This is a genomic window from Pseudomonas sp. P9_2 (assembly GCF_034008255.1).
GTDB lineage: Bacteria > Pseudomonadota > Gammaproteobacteria > Pseudomonadales > Pseudomonadaceae > Aquipseudomonas > Aquipseudomonas synxantha_A.
On sequence record NZ_CP125376.1, the window covers coordinates 1452396 to 1468404 of the forward strand.

Sequence of the window (16009 nt, forward strand, 5' to 3'; positions counted from 1 at the left end):
TCTTCTAGAAACGGTAAGTGAGGTCCAGGAGCAGGCGCAGATCGCGTTCGCGCTCGCCGTCGTAAGGTCGGCTGACCAGGCTCAGGTTGGCGCCGGCTTCCAGCACGTCATTCCAGCGAAAGCGTTGGCCGTACCCGATCAAGCCGACGCCGCCGGTGGAGTAATCCTTTTGGCTATAGGTACCCGCACCGAGCTGGAACTGCTGACTCCACTGGGTTTCGTAGCGGTGATAAAGCACATGGTTGACGTTGACGGTAGGCAACACGCTGAAGTCGGACTTGGGGTTGAAGTAGATCGTGTCTTCCTTGCTGTTGCGGCTGGCACCGACTTCCAGGCCCAGCTCTACTTGCACTTTGGGCGAGCTGTAGATGCCTTCGCGGCCGGTGAGCAAGGCTTCGACGCGGTCGTTGCCATCGCTGAAATGCGACGGGCTGACGGCCAGTTTCCACTCGCGGCTTTCGTTGGCGCGCCAGCGGATAAAACCGCTGCCGCCGTTGGCCGTGACACCTTCATTCAACGCTCGCAACGGTGTGGTGTTGAGCAGGTAGCCAAGGCTGCCGCCGTACTGCCAGTGGTCGTTGATGTCGCGGGCGATCGACACGCTCGCGCCTTGTTTGGCGCCATCGCCATAAGAATGGTTGGACACTTCGGCTTCGATGGTCATGTCGCGGGTGCGCCGCTCCACGCCCACACGCTGCCAACGGTGATGGCCGGTACCTTCGGCGAAATCGGCAGTGCCGTAACCGACACCGGCGAACAGGCGCCAGTCCTCGTCGATGGGCGGGGTGTAGATCACGCTTTCTATGCCCCAGTCACGGCTACCCGACACCGCGCCGGCCTCTTGGTTGTTGCCGCCACCGAAGCTTTTGCCGGTGTAGGCTTCCACCCGCACTTCGGCCATGTCGTGCACGTCGCGCAAGCGTTTGAGGCGCTGTACCTGGCGGTTGTCCGGAGCGCGGGCAACGACGTCATCGGTGAGCAGGTCCAGTTGCCGCCATTCCTGCAGGTCCAACGCGGTGAAGCCTTGGGACATTTCCACCCCGATGTCACGGGGGCTCTGGTTTTCGGTCTCTTTGAGGGAGTCTTCAGCGCGTCTGGGCCATTCACGGGCACGGTACATTTCTGCCTGTGCCAAACGTACACCGATGCTGCCCGGAGCTTTGCTCCCCAGGTCTTCCAGCGCTTGTTCGCTGGCATTCAGGTCGGCGCCATAGGTACCGGCCTGGGCCGCCAATTGCTGGGCGTCCATCCATTCGTCGTTAGGGTTGCCGATAGGCAAACCCTTGAGTTCAACCCGAGGTTTCTCGGTGCTGGCCAGCTGCGTGGCGACCGCACGCGCCTCATCCACCTGATCGTTTTCCAACAAGGCGTAGAACAGGGCGGTGCTGTCTTTGACATGATCACCGACGTCGGCATCCGCTGCAGTCAGCGCCTGGCGATACAGCGGCGCGGCTTTTTCCGGCAGGCGCTGGTCGAGGTAGGATGCGGCGACCCAGCGCACGGCGTAGGTCGGCAACTGCACGCCTTGGGCGGTGAGCACTTCGTATTCGCGAATCACCTCAGCGGTGCGTGCACGGGCCTTGAGTGCCCCAAGCCGGTCGATACGCCAGCGCACGACGTCGTCGTGGGCAGTGGCGTCCGGGGCCCAGCGGCTGATCAGCTTGTCGTAATCCTGCAAGGCGCGATCGGCGATGACGTAGCGTTCTTTTTCGGTACGCGTAGCGAACTCGGCCATGCGCACACGCTCGGCGGCAAGGTCGCCTTCCAGGCGGCGCTGGGTGACCGCGTCCACCAGGCCCGGGCGCTTGGCCGACAGGCGCAGGGCGGCTTCGGGCAAGCGCGCCTTTTGCAGGGCGACGATGTATTCACGGGCCACTTCCGGCTTGTCGCCGGCACGGATAAAGGCTTGGTCGAACTCGAACAAGGCGTCGTAATTCAAGCCGGCGCGTGTCAGCGCATAACCCAGGGCCATGCGGCGGTTCGGGTCATTGGGTTGCGCCGCCACCATCGTGCGCAAGCGTTGCACCGCTTCGTTGGCCTTGCCGCCATCGGCCTGGGTCAGGGCCTGGCCCAGTTGCAGGTCGACGTTATTCGGTTCACGCAGCAGCGCCTGGCGATAGACCGCTTCGGCCTGAGCCCATTGTTTTTGATTGCGATAGGTGCGCGCCACCGTGGCAAGTGCCTGGGTGGTGAGGTTGCGGTGCTTACCTTGTGCTTCGTACACCTTGAGCACTTCGTCGTCTTGCCCGGCCCAACCGGCAATCACCAGGTGGTCGCTGACCTGGCCTGGGGTTTGGCGTTCGGCAGACAGTTGGCGCAGTTGCGTCAACGCCGGCGTGAAGTGACCGTTGCGGGCCTGGATGATCAGGGCATCGTAGGCGGGATCGGCAAACGCAAGGCCAGGGGCCAGCAATTGGCTGCACAGGGCGGCCCCGATAAGCAGACGCAACCGGCCTGAAGCACTGTAGGGGAGGTTTCGCAGCATATCGTGAGCTTCCTTACACACGGAAAGCCCTAACGATAGATGGTCCTGAGCGAAACGCATCAGGGTGTCGGCGTCTCGGGACCCGACCTAGCTTTCCTGTAGGAACTATCTCTTAGCGACGTAGGGGGAAGTACAATTCAGAACAATTGTTCAGAATTGTGCGATCGCGATTTTTTGCCCTCACACAAAACGAATGTGGGAGCCGGGTTTGTGTGGGAGCCGGGCTTGCCCGCGATGCAGGCACCGCGGTCGTTCAGCCAGACCGGGGCGATGCTATCGCAGGCAAGCCAGCTCCCACACAAGCCTGCTCCCACATTTTTTTACTGCATTTTCAGCGCTTACTGGGCGCCGCTCACCGCACCGACTTTCGACATCACAAAGCCAATGAACTGCTCAACGGTCATCTTCTGGCCGTTGAACGTCACTTCGTTGTTGGCGTAGTGCAGCTTGGAGACCACATCGGTACCCACCAGGGTCGCCAGTTGGGTGCCGACTGCCATGCCGCTGACCATCTCGGCCGCCATCTGCGATTGCTGCTCGATGGCTTTGGGGTCAGTCACGCCACCGACCTGCGCTTGCAGGGCGGCTACGTCGCTGACCATCGGCTTGGACAGGGTCAGGTTGGCATCCAGCAGCGCAATCATCTGCTTGCCCAGTTCAACCGGCGGCAGCTCCATGGACGTTGGCTTGGCCAGGTCCACCACCAGGTTGAACTTGCTTTCGCCGTGGGTGGTTTTCAGCGACAGGTTTTCCACCGCCAGTTGCGGCTTGGCAGCCAGTACCTGGTTGACGTTGGCTTCGGCCAGGGCCTGCTCGGCTTCGGTCAATTGCAGCTCCGGCACCGGTTGGCCGGCAGCGGCAGCGGCTTGCACCGGTTGCATCTTGTCCTGGTAGAGCTTGGTCAGCACCAGCATCGCCGGGATATCGACGTTCTTCATGCTCACGGCCATGGCGGCCGAGCCGACCGGTTTGCCCTGGTAACCGATCTCGTCGATCTTGTAGTCGACGCGGCCGGCCAGGTTGTTGTCCTTGGCTTGGGTGGAGTCTTTCTGCTCGAAGCCCTTGAGGGTCAGCACGGCTTTCTGCGGGCCGAAGGTGACCTTGGTATCGGTCAGTTCCACGGTGTTCTGGCCGGTGTAGAAGCCAAAGGTGGATTTCTCCAGGTTGCTGGCGACAGTCAGGCCGGCCAGTTCCGCTTCGAACGGTGCGCCATTGGCATCGATTGCCGCGACCTTGAGGCTGTTCATGAAGCCATCAGCCTTGACCTTCTGGCCTTCGGCGCTGCTGTCGAATTCCAGGTTGGCGCCAGAGAAGCTCACCGAGGAGGTGTCGTCCTTGAACTCCAGCGGCAGCAATTCGATGTTGCCGCTGACCGAACGGCTGTAGCCGATGTTCGCCACGCCTTTGAGCGGCGACACGTCTTTGCTGGCGGCGAACCATTTTTCAGTGGTGGGATTCTTTTCCAGTTCGTAGTGACTGGTGGCCATGACCGGCAACCACTTGAGGGTCACCAGGCGCGAGAACGGCAACGGGCCGTGCTCGATATGGTCGACGAACAGCAACTCAGGGTTCGGGTTGTCTTCGCCGAACACGCTGCCCTGGCCCTTGAGGCGATAGTGCGCTGTGCTGCTGAACACGCCACGGTCCAGAGACACCAACTCCAGAGCCACGCTGCCGTCGACGCCGGCCATGGAGGTCTGCAACTCTTTGTTGGCGTTCTGGATGGCGGTTTGCAGGACCGGCTCCAGTTGTTTACCGGTGTACCAGGCGCCGCCCGCACTGACGGCGCCGATGGCGACAACAAAACCCAAGAAAACAACTGCTGGCTTATTCATGAAGTGACCTGATCAAATCCTGTGAGAAGTGGGCTGTCTTCCTTGAACCCCGAAGGGGTTGGCTCAAGCCCGCCGAAAACGGGGGAAGATTAGCACTGGCGAGCGCAAACGGCCCAGCCTTTCAGAGGGATCAGTTCAGCAGGAGTTCAGGAGTACTCCAGCTCGATTTCGTCCAGCTGGTGATCAAAACTCTTCAAGCGGGCGGTCCAGGTGTACACCAACACCTCAAACTCGCGGTGGATCACGGCATTGCCGGGGGTGTCGGTCTTGGGGTCGCAAAAATCCAGTTGGTAGCGCTCGCGGGCCATTTGCGTGGCGACATCGGACAATTCCCGCGCGTTATCGAGCCAGTGCCTACCGTCTGCGACCTGTCGATCCAGCAGCACGCATTGTTTTTTCAGGACTTCGAGGCTTTTTTCCAGCGGCGTGCCGGTAAGGTCGCCCATGACCTCCTGGAAGGTGCGCCCCGGCTGCCAGTAGCTGCCCCAGAAATAGCGGTCGAATACGGTTTCGACGCGGCGCAGGGCAACCTTGGTGTCCCAGATCGCCACGCGGGTCTTGCCTTGTTCGAGGAGCTTTTTCTTCACTCGCTGGTTTTGATAAGACGCCCAGGCCACTACGCCGATGGACAGGGTGCCGATCACCAGGCAGGCGCTGTCCAGGAACACCATGGCCTTGTCGAGTTGATGGGCGAGCATGACACCGTAGAAATACGCGGCCGATAACAATACCAGTGCGAAAAGCACGCACCAGAAAGCGGGAGCATAAGGGTTTTTCATTATTGGAATCCCCATGAGCAAACGCGAGCTTTGTCGGGTGAGACGTCACGGCGCCTCACCTGACAAAGCATAGCAATCACCTCACGGTTTGCCGGGTTTTACCCCTTGCGTTCGTCCGCTTTCCCAACCGCCGCCCAGGGCCAGGAACAGATCGATCTGGCTCATGGCAACCTGGGTGTTGGCCGCCGCCAATTGCGCGCGCATATCGGTGTAGGTGCGCGTGGCTTGCAGGTCGGCCAGGAACGATTCGCGGCCGGCCTGGAAGAAGCGATGGGTCTGGCCTGCGGCTTCTCGCGCCGACTGTTCGGCTTCGGCCAGGGCGTCGCGGCGCTGCAGCACCGCGGTGTATTGCGCCAGGCCGGTCTGGGTTTCGCGGATGGCGTTGAGCACCACGCCGTCGAAGTGGGCCAGGGCGCCCTGGGTCGCGGCTTCGGCTTCATGAATACGCGCACGGGCGCCGTTGGTCGGCACGGTCCAACTGATCATCGGGCCAAAGCCCCAGCGGTTGGTGGCCGGTGTGCCGAGGTTTTCCAGCAGGCCCACGGTGCCTACCGTGGCGCCGATGCTGATATCCGGATACAGCGCGCCGGTGGCCACGCCGATTCGTGCGGTCGCGGCAGCCAACTGGCGCTCAGCCTGGCGCACATCAGGGCGGCGTTTGAGCAGCGTGGCACCGTCGCCCACCGGCAGCAACTGGGCGATGTGTGGCAGCTCGGCGCAGGTGCCAGTGCCGGCCGGCAGTTGGTCTACGGGCTTGGCCAGCAGCATCGACAGGCGGAACAGCGCGGCCTGGCGCGAGGCTTCATAGCGCGGGATGTCGGCGCGCAGGGATTTGTATTGGGTTTGCGAGCGGGTCACCTGGGTTTCGTCGCCGCGCCCGGCATCCCGCAGGCGCTGGGTCAGCTTGGTGCTCTGCGCTTGCAGGTCGAGGGATTCGTTGGCAATCGCCAGCTCTTCGTTGGCCGCGCACACCTGGGTGTAGGAACGCACCACATCGGCCACCAGGGTGATGCGAGCGATATCCGCCGCCGCCTGGGTTGCATCGGCGCTGGCCTTGGCGCTTTCAATACCGCGCTGCAAGGTGCCGAACAGGTCGAACTGATAGGACGTGGTGATGCCGACGCTGCCGATGTTGCCGACCGGAACTTTGTCCGGCAGCAAAAATGCTTCGCCAGATTCCTGCAAGCGCTGGGCCTCGGCCTTGGCGCCGGCACTCCAGCCGCCGGCGGATTCGGCTTGCTGCACCTGGTAACGCGAACGCTGCAAGTTGGCGGCGGCCACGCGCAGGTCGGTGTTGGAGGCCATGGCCTGCTGCACCAGCTGGTCCAGGCGCGGGTCTTTATACAGCTTCCACCAATCGGCCGGCACCGGCGCCGAGACCACGTTGCTGCCCTCGCCCATGATCGGTCCTTGCAGGTCGCCACGGTTGACTGCGGCCTGTTCCGGCAGTTTGTAATCCGGGCCTACTACTTGGCAGGCCGACAGCAACAACCCCAGGGAAGCGGTTGCCAGGAGCCGCTTCATGGTTTGTCCCCGTCTTTAACCTTGTCGTCGATGATCGACACCGTCGCCGTGCGCCCGGCGATCATGCGAAAGTCCGCCGGCACATCGTCAAAGGCAATGCGCACGGGGATCCGCTGGGCCAGGCGCACCCAGCTGAACGCCGGGTTGACGTTGGGCAGCAGGTTGGAGCCGCTGCTGCGGTCGCGGTCTTCGATACCGGCGACGATGCTCTGCACATGCCCGTGCAGGCGAGCATTGTCGCCGATCACGCGGATATCCACGCCCATGCCGACGTGGATGCCGTCGAGCTTGGTCTCTTCGAAGTAGCCGTCGATGTGGAAGGAATTGCTGTCCACCACCGACAGCACCGGGCGCCCGGCGGTGACGAACTCCTGGGTACGCGGCGCGCGGTCGTTGACGTAGCCGTCCACGGGGCTGCGGATCACCGAGCGGTCGAGGTTGAGTTGGGCGGAGTCCACCGTCACTTGGGCTTCGGCCAGGGCGGACTGGGCGCGAGCCACGCGGGACTGGCTTTCTTCCAACTGCTCGCTGGGCACCAGGTTACCGAGGCCACGGTTACGCTTGTACTCGCGCTGGGCCTGGGCCAGGGTTTCCTGGCGGTCGGCCACGGCGGCCTGGGCTTGGCGCAGGGCCAGCTTGAAGCGGTCCTGATCGACGGCAAACAGCACCTGGCCTTTGGTCACCAACTGGTTGTCACGCACGTCCACCCGCTGGATCAGCCCGGAGACGTCCGGGGCGATCTGCACGATGTCGGCGCGGATGTGGCCGTCACGAGTCCAGGGGGCAAACATGTAGTACATGACCATGCGCCACACAACGACGACCGCGAAACTCACGATCAACAACGTCAGGACGACACGGCCGATAGTCAAAAAAGGTTTTTTCATGTCATCAGATATCGACTGAGTGAGTCCACCGCGCCCAGCAACAGCGCGTACAGCCCCACATTGAACAATGCCCGGTGCCAGACCAGGCGATAGAAGTGCATGCGCGTCAACAGCCCGTGCACCACCAGAAACAACACATAGGTAATGCCCATCAGCACCAGCAGCGTGGGCAGGAACACCCCGCTGATATCCAGATCACCGATCATAAAGGCGCTCCATCGGGTAGCGGCGCTTCCATTTCCGTGCCGCCAATGAATTCCACACCGGGCAACAACGCCAGGCGCAGGCCGGCCAAGGCGTGCAGCAGGTGCAGGCGGGTGTCGTCTTCGTCTTGCAGGCCCTGGCCGTTGAGGGCGCGACGCGTGCGGTCCAGGGTCATCAGCAGACCGCTGGGTGCGGGCAAGCGTTCACCGGCCTTGAGGCACGCTTTGAAGTACCCGCCCACCCCTTCCACCACCTGGTTGAGCAACACCCGTGGCACACCGAGGATGCGCGGCGAGTAGGCCAGCAGGTCGAGCAGGTTCAGCGCCACGCGCAGGTCGCGCAGGGCGCTGCCGGTGTCTTGGCCGGTAAGGGCCAGGCGCGGCAGGTGTTGCATCAGGCGGTCGAGCATTTGCGCGGCCATGTGCCGGTGTTCGTTCAGGGTTGCGGGCTCGGTCAGGCCAACGATGTCACGCCAGCTGAAACGGGTCAGGCGCTTGGCCGCCAGTTCGGCGCCGAAGGGCCGGGCGATCAAGGTCCACACAAATGCGAACAGCAGGCCCACGGGCCCGGCCAGGTTGACGTTGGCGAAGTTGAGAAAATCCGCGTCATAGGCGCCCTGGATGCTGATGAACGACGAGGTGTTCACCAGCGTCAGCAACATGCCCAGGTAGAATCGTGGCTGTACCGTGAGGGTGCCGATGCAGATAAACGGCACGGCAAAAGCCAGCACCAGCATGGGGAAATCGTGCAGGTTGGGCAGCACCAGAAACAGATACAGGCTGGCGAACAGCACCGACATGGCGGTCCAGAAAAAGAACCGGTAGATCTGCGGCGCCGGGTCGTCCATCGAAGCGAAGAAGCTGCAGGCGACGGCGGCCAGGATCACGGCGCTGCCGCCATCGGTCCAGCCCAGCAGGATCCACAGCACCGAGGCGACGATGATCGCGGTCACGGTGGAAAACGCCGAGTAGAACATCAGCCCACGGTCTAGAAATGGCGTGAGCCGGCCCAGGCGCCAGTGGCGGTAGACGGCGCGCCAGGTGTCCTGGCTTTCGCACTGGATGGCGGCTTGCAGGCTGCGACAGTCTTGCCACAAGTCGACCCATTCGCCGAGGCGGTACAGGGCGTTGGAGAACAGCAACGTGTGGCGGTCATCCAGCGCTTCGCCCTGGGGTTGGGCGGCGTCGATCTGGTCACGCAGCACACGCCAGCGTTCCAGGGGCGCTTGTTCAGTGGTGCTTTGCAGCCAGGCGTTGGCTTCCTCCAGCAACGGTTTGAGCCGGTCGAGAAACTCCGGTGCGCGATGCTCGATGGCGTACACCGCGTCATCCAGCGCGTCGATTACCGGCAGCAGATGAATCATGCGCCCGCGCAGTTCTTTGGTGTTGCGCACCGTTTGCGGCCGCGCGCCTTCGTGGGGCAACTGGCCGATCATCAACTCAAGGGTGTTGAAGGTGGCAACCATGCCGCCGCGCAGGTTGCTGACCGCTTCAGGGTCAATCTGGCGGGTGAGGAAGCGTTGGCTATAGACCTGAGCATCGCTGAACCACTTGGCCACCGAGCCATCGAACACCGGCATCAGGCGCCGTGGCCAGAACATTGCGCCCACCACCGCTGCGACCGCGATGCCAAGGAAGATTTCTTCGGTACGCGCTTCAGCCACGTCCCACACCGCCAGGGGGTTATCCACCACTGGCAGGGCGATCAGCGGCAAGGTATAGCCGGCCAGCATCAGGGCGTAATTATTGGCCGTGCGCAGGTGCATGGAGAGGAACAGCAAGGTGCCCGTCCATAACGCGATCACCACCACCAGCAGGTAAGGCGACTGCACGAACATCGGCACAAACAGCACCGCCGCCGCTGCGCCCATAAAGGTGCCAATGGCGCGGTACAAAGCCTTGGAACTGGTGGGCCCGACAAACGGGCTGGAGACGATATACACGGTAGCCATCGCCCAGTACGGACGCGGCATTTGCATCAGCATGGCGATGTACAGCGCAATCATCGACGCGGCGAACGTGCGGACCCCGTAGAACCAGTCGCGGGCGGGCGGAAAACCGGTAAAAAATCCGTTCAAGGCGCCACAGCCTCGGCCGCTTCGAAGGCGCGCAGCACGCGCAGTGCGGCTTCCAGGTCGGTGGGCGCGATATCCACAAGGACTTCCTTGCGCAGGCGAACCAGTTGGGCTTCTACCGCCTGCACCAGTTCACGGCCGCGCTCGGTGAGGCTCAGGGCCTTGGCGCGACGGTCGTGGATGTCTTCGGTGCGGCATACGTAGCCGTCGCCGCACAGCCGATCGAGCAGGCGCACCAGTGACGGGCTCTCCATGCCGGAGGCCTGGGCTACTTTGACCTGGTGCACACCGTCACCCAGGCGGCCGATCATCAACAACGGCACGGCGCAGGCTTCGGAGATGCCATAGCTCACCAGCGTGGTCTGGCAGATCTTGCGCCAGTTACGGGCGCCCACCACCATGCTGCTGCTCAGGTTCATCTGAAGTTGTTCGAGGGATTGGGACACTGGATAGTTCGCATACAGTTAGTTTGCTAACTATTAATATGGTGGAGGGGCGAGTCTTCGTCAAGTTTTGAAACAATTTCTCGATGGATGGAGCGATTCAGCGGCCACACCGCCGGGCGAATGTGGGAGGGGCTTGCTCCCGATTGCGATGGGCCAGCCACAGATGCATTTACTGACACGCCCTCATCGGGAGCAAGCCCCCTCCCACATTTGGATCAGCGTCGGATGCCCGGGCTATTTTTCAGCCCAAGGGACTGATGGAGATGGGCATAACCAACCAAAGACATCGCGTAACCTCAGAAAAAGCTCACTGAAGCGATTAAAGCCCAGATTTTTTCAAGTTTTAGCGTAACGGCTAAGTTTTTTACACCCCTCGCCCACCCCGCAACATCAGGTTCAACTCATCCACCACCTCCGCCCAATCCGCATCCTCCAGAATTTCCTCACGCAAAAACGCCTTCTGGCTATCTGTCCAGAAGAACGCCTCCGCCAATTTCAACTCCGGCTTGAGCGGCGAATGAGCGGCCACAAACTGATCAATGCTGACCGGGTCATCTTCCAACCCAAGCTGTTTGAACAATGACGGCAAGCTATGCACTGGCGATTCCATGATGAACTCCTGAGGGTGAAGGGTTAACCGAGTCTAGCGGCAACCCTCGGGCTGCGGTGCTGGCACGTTGCACAGCACGAACAGACGCGCCCGCGCGCCACCGCCGTCCTGGCGACTGAGTTCGTGCCAGCCTTGCGGCAGCGGGGCAAAGTCGTCGGGGGCTTCGTTGCTGCTGATCAGCCATACGCGCCGGGTGGTGGCCGGCAACGCCGATAGACGGTCGAGATAGATTCGCCCGCCATCCTGATCCACCAGCGTGCCGAAGCCATAGGCATTCGGTCGTGTCGAGGTGCCGTCGGGTTTTGGCGGGGTGTAGAGCTGAAGTTGCGCGTCGGTCTGGTCGTAATACACGTAGCTCAGATACCACATCATGTCGCTGAGGACGATGCGGTCGTCTTCCTGGTAATTGCGATTGACGAACTCCACCGGCACGTTGAATTGGTCGTGCTCATCTACCTCGAAGTTGTTCTTCAGGCCCAGCAGTTCCATGCCCACAAACAGCACCCACAGCGCTGCGCCCAGCCATGACAAGCGTGACGGCAAGCGGTCGATGGCAAGCGCCAGGACGATCGGCAAACCCAGGGCATACACCGTGAGGTAGCGCTCGATAAAGACCGGCGAGATAAACGACACGCCATACACCAACAGCAACGGCAACAAGAAAAACAACGCCGGCAAACGCGCTGCCGGGTGGCGCCAGGCCGTCATCCACACCACCGCGACCAGCAGCAGCGGAAATATCCAGAACAGCGGCGCCCACAAGTCAGCGCCGTCATCCTGCAACACGAACTGCCAGATCATCGAGGGCACAGACAGCAGGTTGACCGGCTCTTCCCAGCCGATGTCGCCGCCCACCTTGAGCTGGTCGACATGCTGCACCAGGTCCAACAGGTTCGGTAGCCAAGGCAGGTACAACAACACGATCGCCACGTTGGCCGCCCACCATGCAGGCCGCGTTATCAAACGTTGGCCTGGCGCCTGCATTCCCAGATAAGCCCAATGCACCAGCACGCACAGCGCGGTGAAGTAATGCGTGTAAAAACCGGCACTCATCAACAGCACATAGACGGCCAGGTAACGCGTGCGCTCGGGCTGACGCATCCAGTACACCAGCGCCAGCGTGGCGCCCAGCAGCCACACGCCCAGCAGCGAATACATGCGCACTTCCTGGCTGTAGCGCACCGCCGTCGGCAACAGCGCCAGCAGGATGCCCGCCAGCACCGCCGCGCGCCGGGTGGACAGTTGCCGCGTCAGCCAGATGCCCAAGCCAACCACGGCTACGCCTGGCAGCGCGCTCATGCTGCGAATGGACCCGATGCTGTCGCCGAACACTTCGATCCAGCCGCGCAGCAGGAAGAAATACAGCGGCGGATGCACATCATGGGCCGCGTGAAACCACAGGTCGGCCATGGCGTATTCACTGAGCAGCAGGCTCGACCCTTCATCGCCCCAGATTGCCGCCGAGGTGAGGTGGTAAAACCGCAGGGCCATGGCCAGCGCCAGGATCGGTACCCACCAGAGACGGCTGAGCCGACCAGCACCTTGCCAGGTCAGGCGCTGCAAGGCTGGCAGCGCTCCGGCTTTTTCGTTTTGCTCAACCACAGACCGACGCACTTCAATACCCCTGGCATTAGCTCGCTTGCCTGAGCGCAAACACCGCCACTCTAGGACAAAAGCCCAGGCTTCGCCGCTGGAATCGGACAAATCGGTATTTTGCGTAGGACCTCACCGAAGCACCGCTCAGAACAGGCTATTATTGGGGCCCTCCAAGGACTCAGGATCAAGGACACGTCATGCGCATCGGTTTTTTGTCACCTCTGGCACTGGCCCTGCTGGCCGGTATTTCCCTACAGGCCCAGGCCAGTTCCGACGATTCATGCTACCCCGACTGGCGCGTCTCGCGTGACAGCCTCGAACCGTGCAGCAACCAGCCCTTTCTCAGCCCGGGCAACGACAGCCGGGTCAACCTGCGCCTGTTGCTGGCCGACAAAAAAGCCGCGCCGCTGACGCCCAATGCCTTGGGCGAAGACGATTTGGCCCAGGGTTTCGGCCCGGTGCCGTTTCCGGTGTATCGCCTGGTGCCGGTGCCGGCCGCGAATGATGAGCCCGATAACAAAGCGGACGATTCACGCACGGCCGAACTCGACACCCTGCTCCAACCGCTGGGCATCAAGCGCGAGGAATACAAGACTGCCGGTGAAGCGTTCCTGAATGGCGAAGGCAGCCGCTGCCGCAGCAACAGCGATGACAGCGCCACGGCGTTTATCAGTCAGGTGATCAAAGCCGATATGCCGCCAGCCGAGCGCGACGTGCTGGTGAAAGCGCGGTTGCAGTTGCTGACCACCTGTGACTTCACAGGCCAGGTGGTGGACGCGCAGTTGACGCCCTCGGCCAATGCCCAGCTGTTTCGCACTTATCTGCAGGCCGCCGCCGATTTCTACGGCGGTCGCTTCGTTTACGCCGAGCGCGGTTTCGCCGCCGCCTCGACCAGCGAGGTGCCCTGGCTGAAAGAAACCGCGCTGTACATGACCGCACGCACCTCGTTGAACCGGGCCCAGGCCGAAGCCTTCGATGAGTACGGTATGCCGCAACGCGAGCATGTGGATAAGTCTGCCTTGAGCGACGCCGAAGAAGGCTTTCTCGGTTACCTGAAACATTATCCACAAGGCGATTACGTTGCATCCGCCCGTGGCCTGTTGCGCCGCGTGCACTGGCTGGCGAACGACGACGCCAAGCTCGCCGAAGACTTCACCTGGCAATTTACCGAGGCCACTGACGGCCAGCGTAACGTGAGCGTCGACGAGTTGGTTGAAGAAGCCGACCTCAAGTTGCTCATGGTCGGCAACAACTCGGCGAACAGCCCGATGCTGCAAGTGGTCAGCGACCTGATGGCGATGCGCGCCCATACGCCGCCGCTGTTGAGCCGCGAAGACCTCGACAAGCAAAAGGGCACATTCGCCAACGAACCGGCCTTGTTCGACTACCTGCAAGCGGCGTACGCCCTGTACGTCGAGCATCAACCTGATGCTGCCCTCAAGCATCTGCCTGCGGACGTGCCGTCGAACCTCGACTACTTTGCCTTCAGCCAGCAGACCTTGCGCGCCTTGGCACTGGAGGCCAAGCAGGATTGGAAGGGCGCCGAGAGCCTGTGGCTGCAAATGCTACCGCTGGCCAAGCAACCGCTGCAACGCGATCAACTGGAGCTGGCCCTGGCGATGAACTATGAGCGCAGCGGCCAACTGGCCAAGGTGTTCGCAACCGACTCGCCGATCAGCGCCAAGCAAGTGCGCTACATCCTGCTGCGCAACGTCGCCGGGCCCGACCTGCTGCGCCAGCAGATCGCCAACGCCAGCGACCCGACCGAACGCCAGAGCGCGCAATTCGTGCTGCTCTACAAAGACCTGCTGCACCGCCAATTCGCGACCTTTGCCGACGACCTAAAGCAGGCCTCGTTCTCCGAAGAAAAACTCGGTACCAGCCTGGGCTACACCTACACCAGTGGCCAAACCCTGAAGCTGTTCCAGTGGAACGGTGACAAGGCCGAATCCGGCTACGCCTGCCCAAGCATCGCGCAAACCGCCGCGACCTTGCAGGAGGATGCAAAAAACCCGCACGCCTTGAACTGCTTCGGTGAATTCATCCTGCGCAACGGCCTGGACGGTATGCCGTTGGAGCAACCCCGCGCCGCCGGCAGCCTGGGCAGCACCGCCTCGCAGTTCAAGGGTGAAACCTTCTCGCGCCTGGACGGCTACAAACAGGTGATCGCCAACGCCAAAGCACCGAAAACCGACAAGGCGTACGCGTTGTTCCGCGCCATCAACTGCTACGCGCCGGCCGGTTACAACAGCTGCGGGGGTGAAGACGTCGCGCCCGCGGTGCGCAAAGCCTGGTTCCGCCAGCTCAAGACCGGTTTTGCCGATACCCAGTGGGGCAAATCGCTGCAGTACTACTGGTGAAGTCGCTGTGGCTGGGCTTGTTGTTGCTGGCAAGCCCGGCTTTCGGCGCCGTCGACGCCCGCGACTATGACGCTTTCTGGCTGTGGAGTGGTGTCACGCCTCAACCTGTGATCAAGCAGGCAAAAACCCTGTACATCCTGCAAGGCCAGATCAACTCCACACGCCGCGCGCCCCAGCGCGGCGTGCAATTGATCGCCCAAGGCATCAGCGTACCGCGCCTGACCCAAGGCGAAATCTGGGTGGTCTATCGCGCCCACACCTTGCACTGGCCGGAACAGGTCTACACCCAACTGCTCGGCCAGGTGCAACGCTGGCGCGACGCGGGTAACCCTGTGATCGGCATCCAGATCGACTTTGACGCCCGCACCCAGTACCTGCACGAATACGCTGATTTTCTGCGCGACCTGCGCCGGCGTCTGCCTGCCGACCTGCGGTTAAGCATCACCGGCCTGATGGACTGGAGCAGCAACGCCGACCCGGCCGCCATCGCCCAGCTCAAAGGCGTGGTGGACGAAGTGGTGGTGCAGACGTATCAGGGGCGGCACAGCATCCCGGATTACGCGGCGTACCTGCCACGGATGAACCGAATGGGAGTTCCGTTCAAGATCGGTTTGATTCAAGGCGGCGAGTGGGAGGCGCCAGGGTATTTGCAAGGGAATGAGTGGTTTCGGGGGTATGTGGTGTTTTTGCAGAACCCTTGAATCTTCCAAACATTGAAAAAACCGTCTATCAAACCGGTTTTTTTTGAGTGTGGCCTTAGCGGCTTGGATGATATAAGTTGCCCTTACTGCTTTAAGGGGTGATATATCATGCATGAAACAGGCAAGCCATACCCCCACAAAGGGTATATCTCAGAGAGAAGCGCTGAACTGATGAGAGGTATCGGGAACGGTATCGAAATAGCCCGCATTCGTCGCCGGTTGAAAATCTCGACCATATGCAGCCGGGCGGGCATTACACGACAGACGTATCAGCGGCTGAGACAGGGCGAGGCCGGCGTATCCCTCGGCGTGCTGATGAATGTGCTTAGCGCGATGGACCTGGAAGAAGGTATGGCGAGCATTGCGTCACCAGAACTTGACCAGGTTGGGATTACCATGAGCCTGGCCCGTGAGCCTGAGCGAATTCGCACTGAAGGAGAACCCGATGTCCTGGAAGCCGATTGGTAATACCTTCGTCTTTTCAGCTCACTGCGTCGGTGACCCGGTT

At 61.7% G+C, this 16009-nt stretch carries 13 protein-coding genes; 3 read left to right on the forward strand and 10 right to left on the reverse strand.

Annotated elements, in window-relative coordinates:
• Positions 1–4: 4 nt before the first annotated feature.
• From pgaA to QMK52_RS06395, 10 genes are all read right to left on the reverse strand, one after another.
• Positions 5–2485 (reverse strand): poly-beta-1,6 N-acetyl-D-glucosamine export porin PgaA, encoded by a 2481-nt coding sequence (pgaA, locus tag QMK52_RS06350; protein WP_005783591.1) that lies wholly within the window; start codon positions 2483–2485, stop codon positions 5–7.
• 338 nt (positions 2486–2823) lie between these two features.
• The gene (locus QMK52_RS06355) at positions 2824–4320 is read right to left on the reverse strand and encodes a YdgA family protein (protein ID WP_005783590.1); all 1497 of its coding nucleotides are present in this window, start codon (positions 4318–4320) and stop codon (positions 2824–2826) included.
• Between the two features lie 146 nt (positions 4321–4466).
• Positions 4467–5099 (reverse strand): hypothetical protein, encoded by a 633-nt coding sequence (locus tag QMK52_RS06360; protein ID WP_032803208.1) that lies wholly within the window; start codon positions 5097–5099, stop codon positions 4467–4469.
• A gap of 81 nt (positions 5100–5180) precedes the next feature.
• On the reverse strand, positions 5181–6623 hold the full coding sequence (locus tag QMK52_RS06365) for an efflux transporter outer membrane subunit (RefSeq protein ID WP_005783587.1): 1443 nt from the start codon (positions 6621–6623) through the stop codon (positions 5181–5183).
• Positions 6620–7510, reverse strand: a complete 891-nt coding sequence (locus tag QMK52_RS06370) for an efflux RND transporter periplasmic adaptor subunit (RefSeq protein WP_032878498.1) — start codon at positions 7508–7510, stop codon at positions 6620–6622. The genes QMK52_RS06365 and QMK52_RS06370 overlap by 4 nt, the downstream gene beginning before the upstream one ends.
• Positions 7507–7716, reverse strand: a complete 210-nt coding sequence (locus QMK52_RS06375; protein ID WP_003187469.1) for a DUF1656 domain-containing protein — start codon at positions 7714–7716, stop codon at positions 7507–7509. Before QMK52_RS06375 ends, QMK52_RS06370 begins: the two co-directional genes overlap by 4 nt.
• Complete coding sequence (locus tag QMK52_RS06380) at positions 7713–9791, reverse strand: FUSC family protein (protein ID WP_005783581.1); 2079 nt, start codon at positions 9789–9791, stop codon at positions 7713–7715. The genes QMK52_RS06375 and QMK52_RS06380 overlap by 4 nt, the downstream gene beginning before the upstream one ends.
• A complete protein-coding gene (locus QMK52_RS06385; RefSeq protein WP_005783580.1) occupies positions 9788–10207 on the reverse strand; it encodes a MarR family winged helix-turn-helix transcriptional regulator in 420 nt (139 codons plus the stop codon). Before QMK52_RS06385 ends, QMK52_RS06380 begins: the two co-directional genes overlap by 4 nt.
• Before the next feature lie 391 nt (positions 10208–10598).
• Positions 10599–10844, reverse strand: a complete 246-nt coding sequence (locus QMK52_RS06390; RefSeq protein WP_005783577.1) for a DUF2789 domain-containing protein — start codon at positions 10842–10844, stop codon at positions 10599–10601.
• A gap of 33 nt (positions 10845–10877) precedes the next feature.
• Complete coding sequence (locus QMK52_RS06395; protein WP_005783576.1) at positions 10878–12458, reverse strand: glycosyltransferase family 39 protein; 1581 nt, start codon at positions 12456–12458, stop codon at positions 10878–10880.
• Between the two features lie 179 nt (positions 12459–12637).
• Between QMK52_RS06395 and QMK52_RS06400 the strand changes: the two genes are divergently transcribed.
• The 3 genes from QMK52_RS06400 to QMK52_RS06410 all read left to right on the forward strand — a co-directional run bounded on the left by QMK52_RS06400 (position 12638) and on the right by QMK52_RS06410 (position 15969).
• A complete protein-coding gene (locus QMK52_RS06400; RefSeq protein WP_194439712.1) occupies positions 12638–14800 on the forward strand; it encodes an outer membrane assembly lipoprotein YfiO in 2163 nt (720 codons plus the stop codon).
• Entirely contained in the window at positions 14797–15501 is a 705-nt protein-coding gene (locus tag QMK52_RS06405; protein WP_005783572.1) for a DUF3142 domain-containing protein, read from the forward strand. Before QMK52_RS06400 ends, QMK52_RS06405 begins: the two co-directional genes overlap by 4 nt.
• 108 nt (positions 15502–15609) lie before the next feature.
• Entirely contained in the window at positions 15610–15969 is a 360-nt protein-coding gene (locus QMK52_RS06410; protein ID WP_005783571.1) for a helix-turn-helix domain-containing protein, read from the forward strand.
• Positions 15970–16009: the final 40 nt, after the last annotated feature.

Excerpts from the sequence above, each read along its gene's own strand:
- QMK52_RS06360 (WP_032803208.1), bottom strand. The coding sequence starts at position 5,099 with ATGAAAAACCCTTATGCTCCCGCTTTCTGGTGCGTGCTTTTCGCACTG.
- QMK52_RS06400 (WP_194439712.1), top strand. The coding sequence starts at position 12,638 with ATGCGCATCGGTTTTTTGTCACCTCTGGCACTGGCCCTGCTGGCCGGT.
- QMK52_RS06370 (WP_032878498.1), bottom strand. The coding sequence starts at position 7,510 with ATGAAAAAACCTTTTTTGACTATCGGCCGTGTCGTCCTGACGTTGTTG.
- QMK52_RS06375 (WP_003187469.1), bottom strand. The coding sequence starts at position 7,716 with ATGATCGGTGATCTGGATATCAGCGGGGTGTTCCTGCCCACGCTGCTG.
- QMK52_RS06385 (WP_005783580.1), bottom strand. The coding sequence starts at position 10,207 with ATGAACCTGAGCAGCAGCATGGTGGTGGGCGCCCGTAACTGGCGCAAG.
- QMK52_RS06410 (WP_005783571.1), top strand. The coding sequence starts at position 15,610 with ATGCATGAAACAGGCAAGCCATACCCCCACAAAGGGTATATCTCAGAG.
- QMK52_RS06365 (WP_005783587.1), bottom strand. The coding sequence starts at position 6,623 with ATGAAGCGGCTCCTGGCAACCGCTTCCCTGGGGTTGTTGCTGTCGGCC.
- QMK52_RS06390 (WP_005783577.1), bottom strand. The coding sequence starts at position 10,844 with ATGGAATCGCCAGTGCATAGCTTGCCGTCATTGTTCAAACAGCTTGGG.
- pgaA (WP_005783591.1), bottom strand. The coding sequence starts at position 2,485 with ATGCTGCGAAACCTCCCCTACAGTGCTTCAGGCCGGTTGCGTCTGCTT.
- QMK52_RS06355 (WP_005783590.1), bottom strand. The coding sequence starts at position 4,320 with ATGAATAAGCCAGCAGTTGTTTTCTTGGGTTTTGTTGTCGCCATCGGC.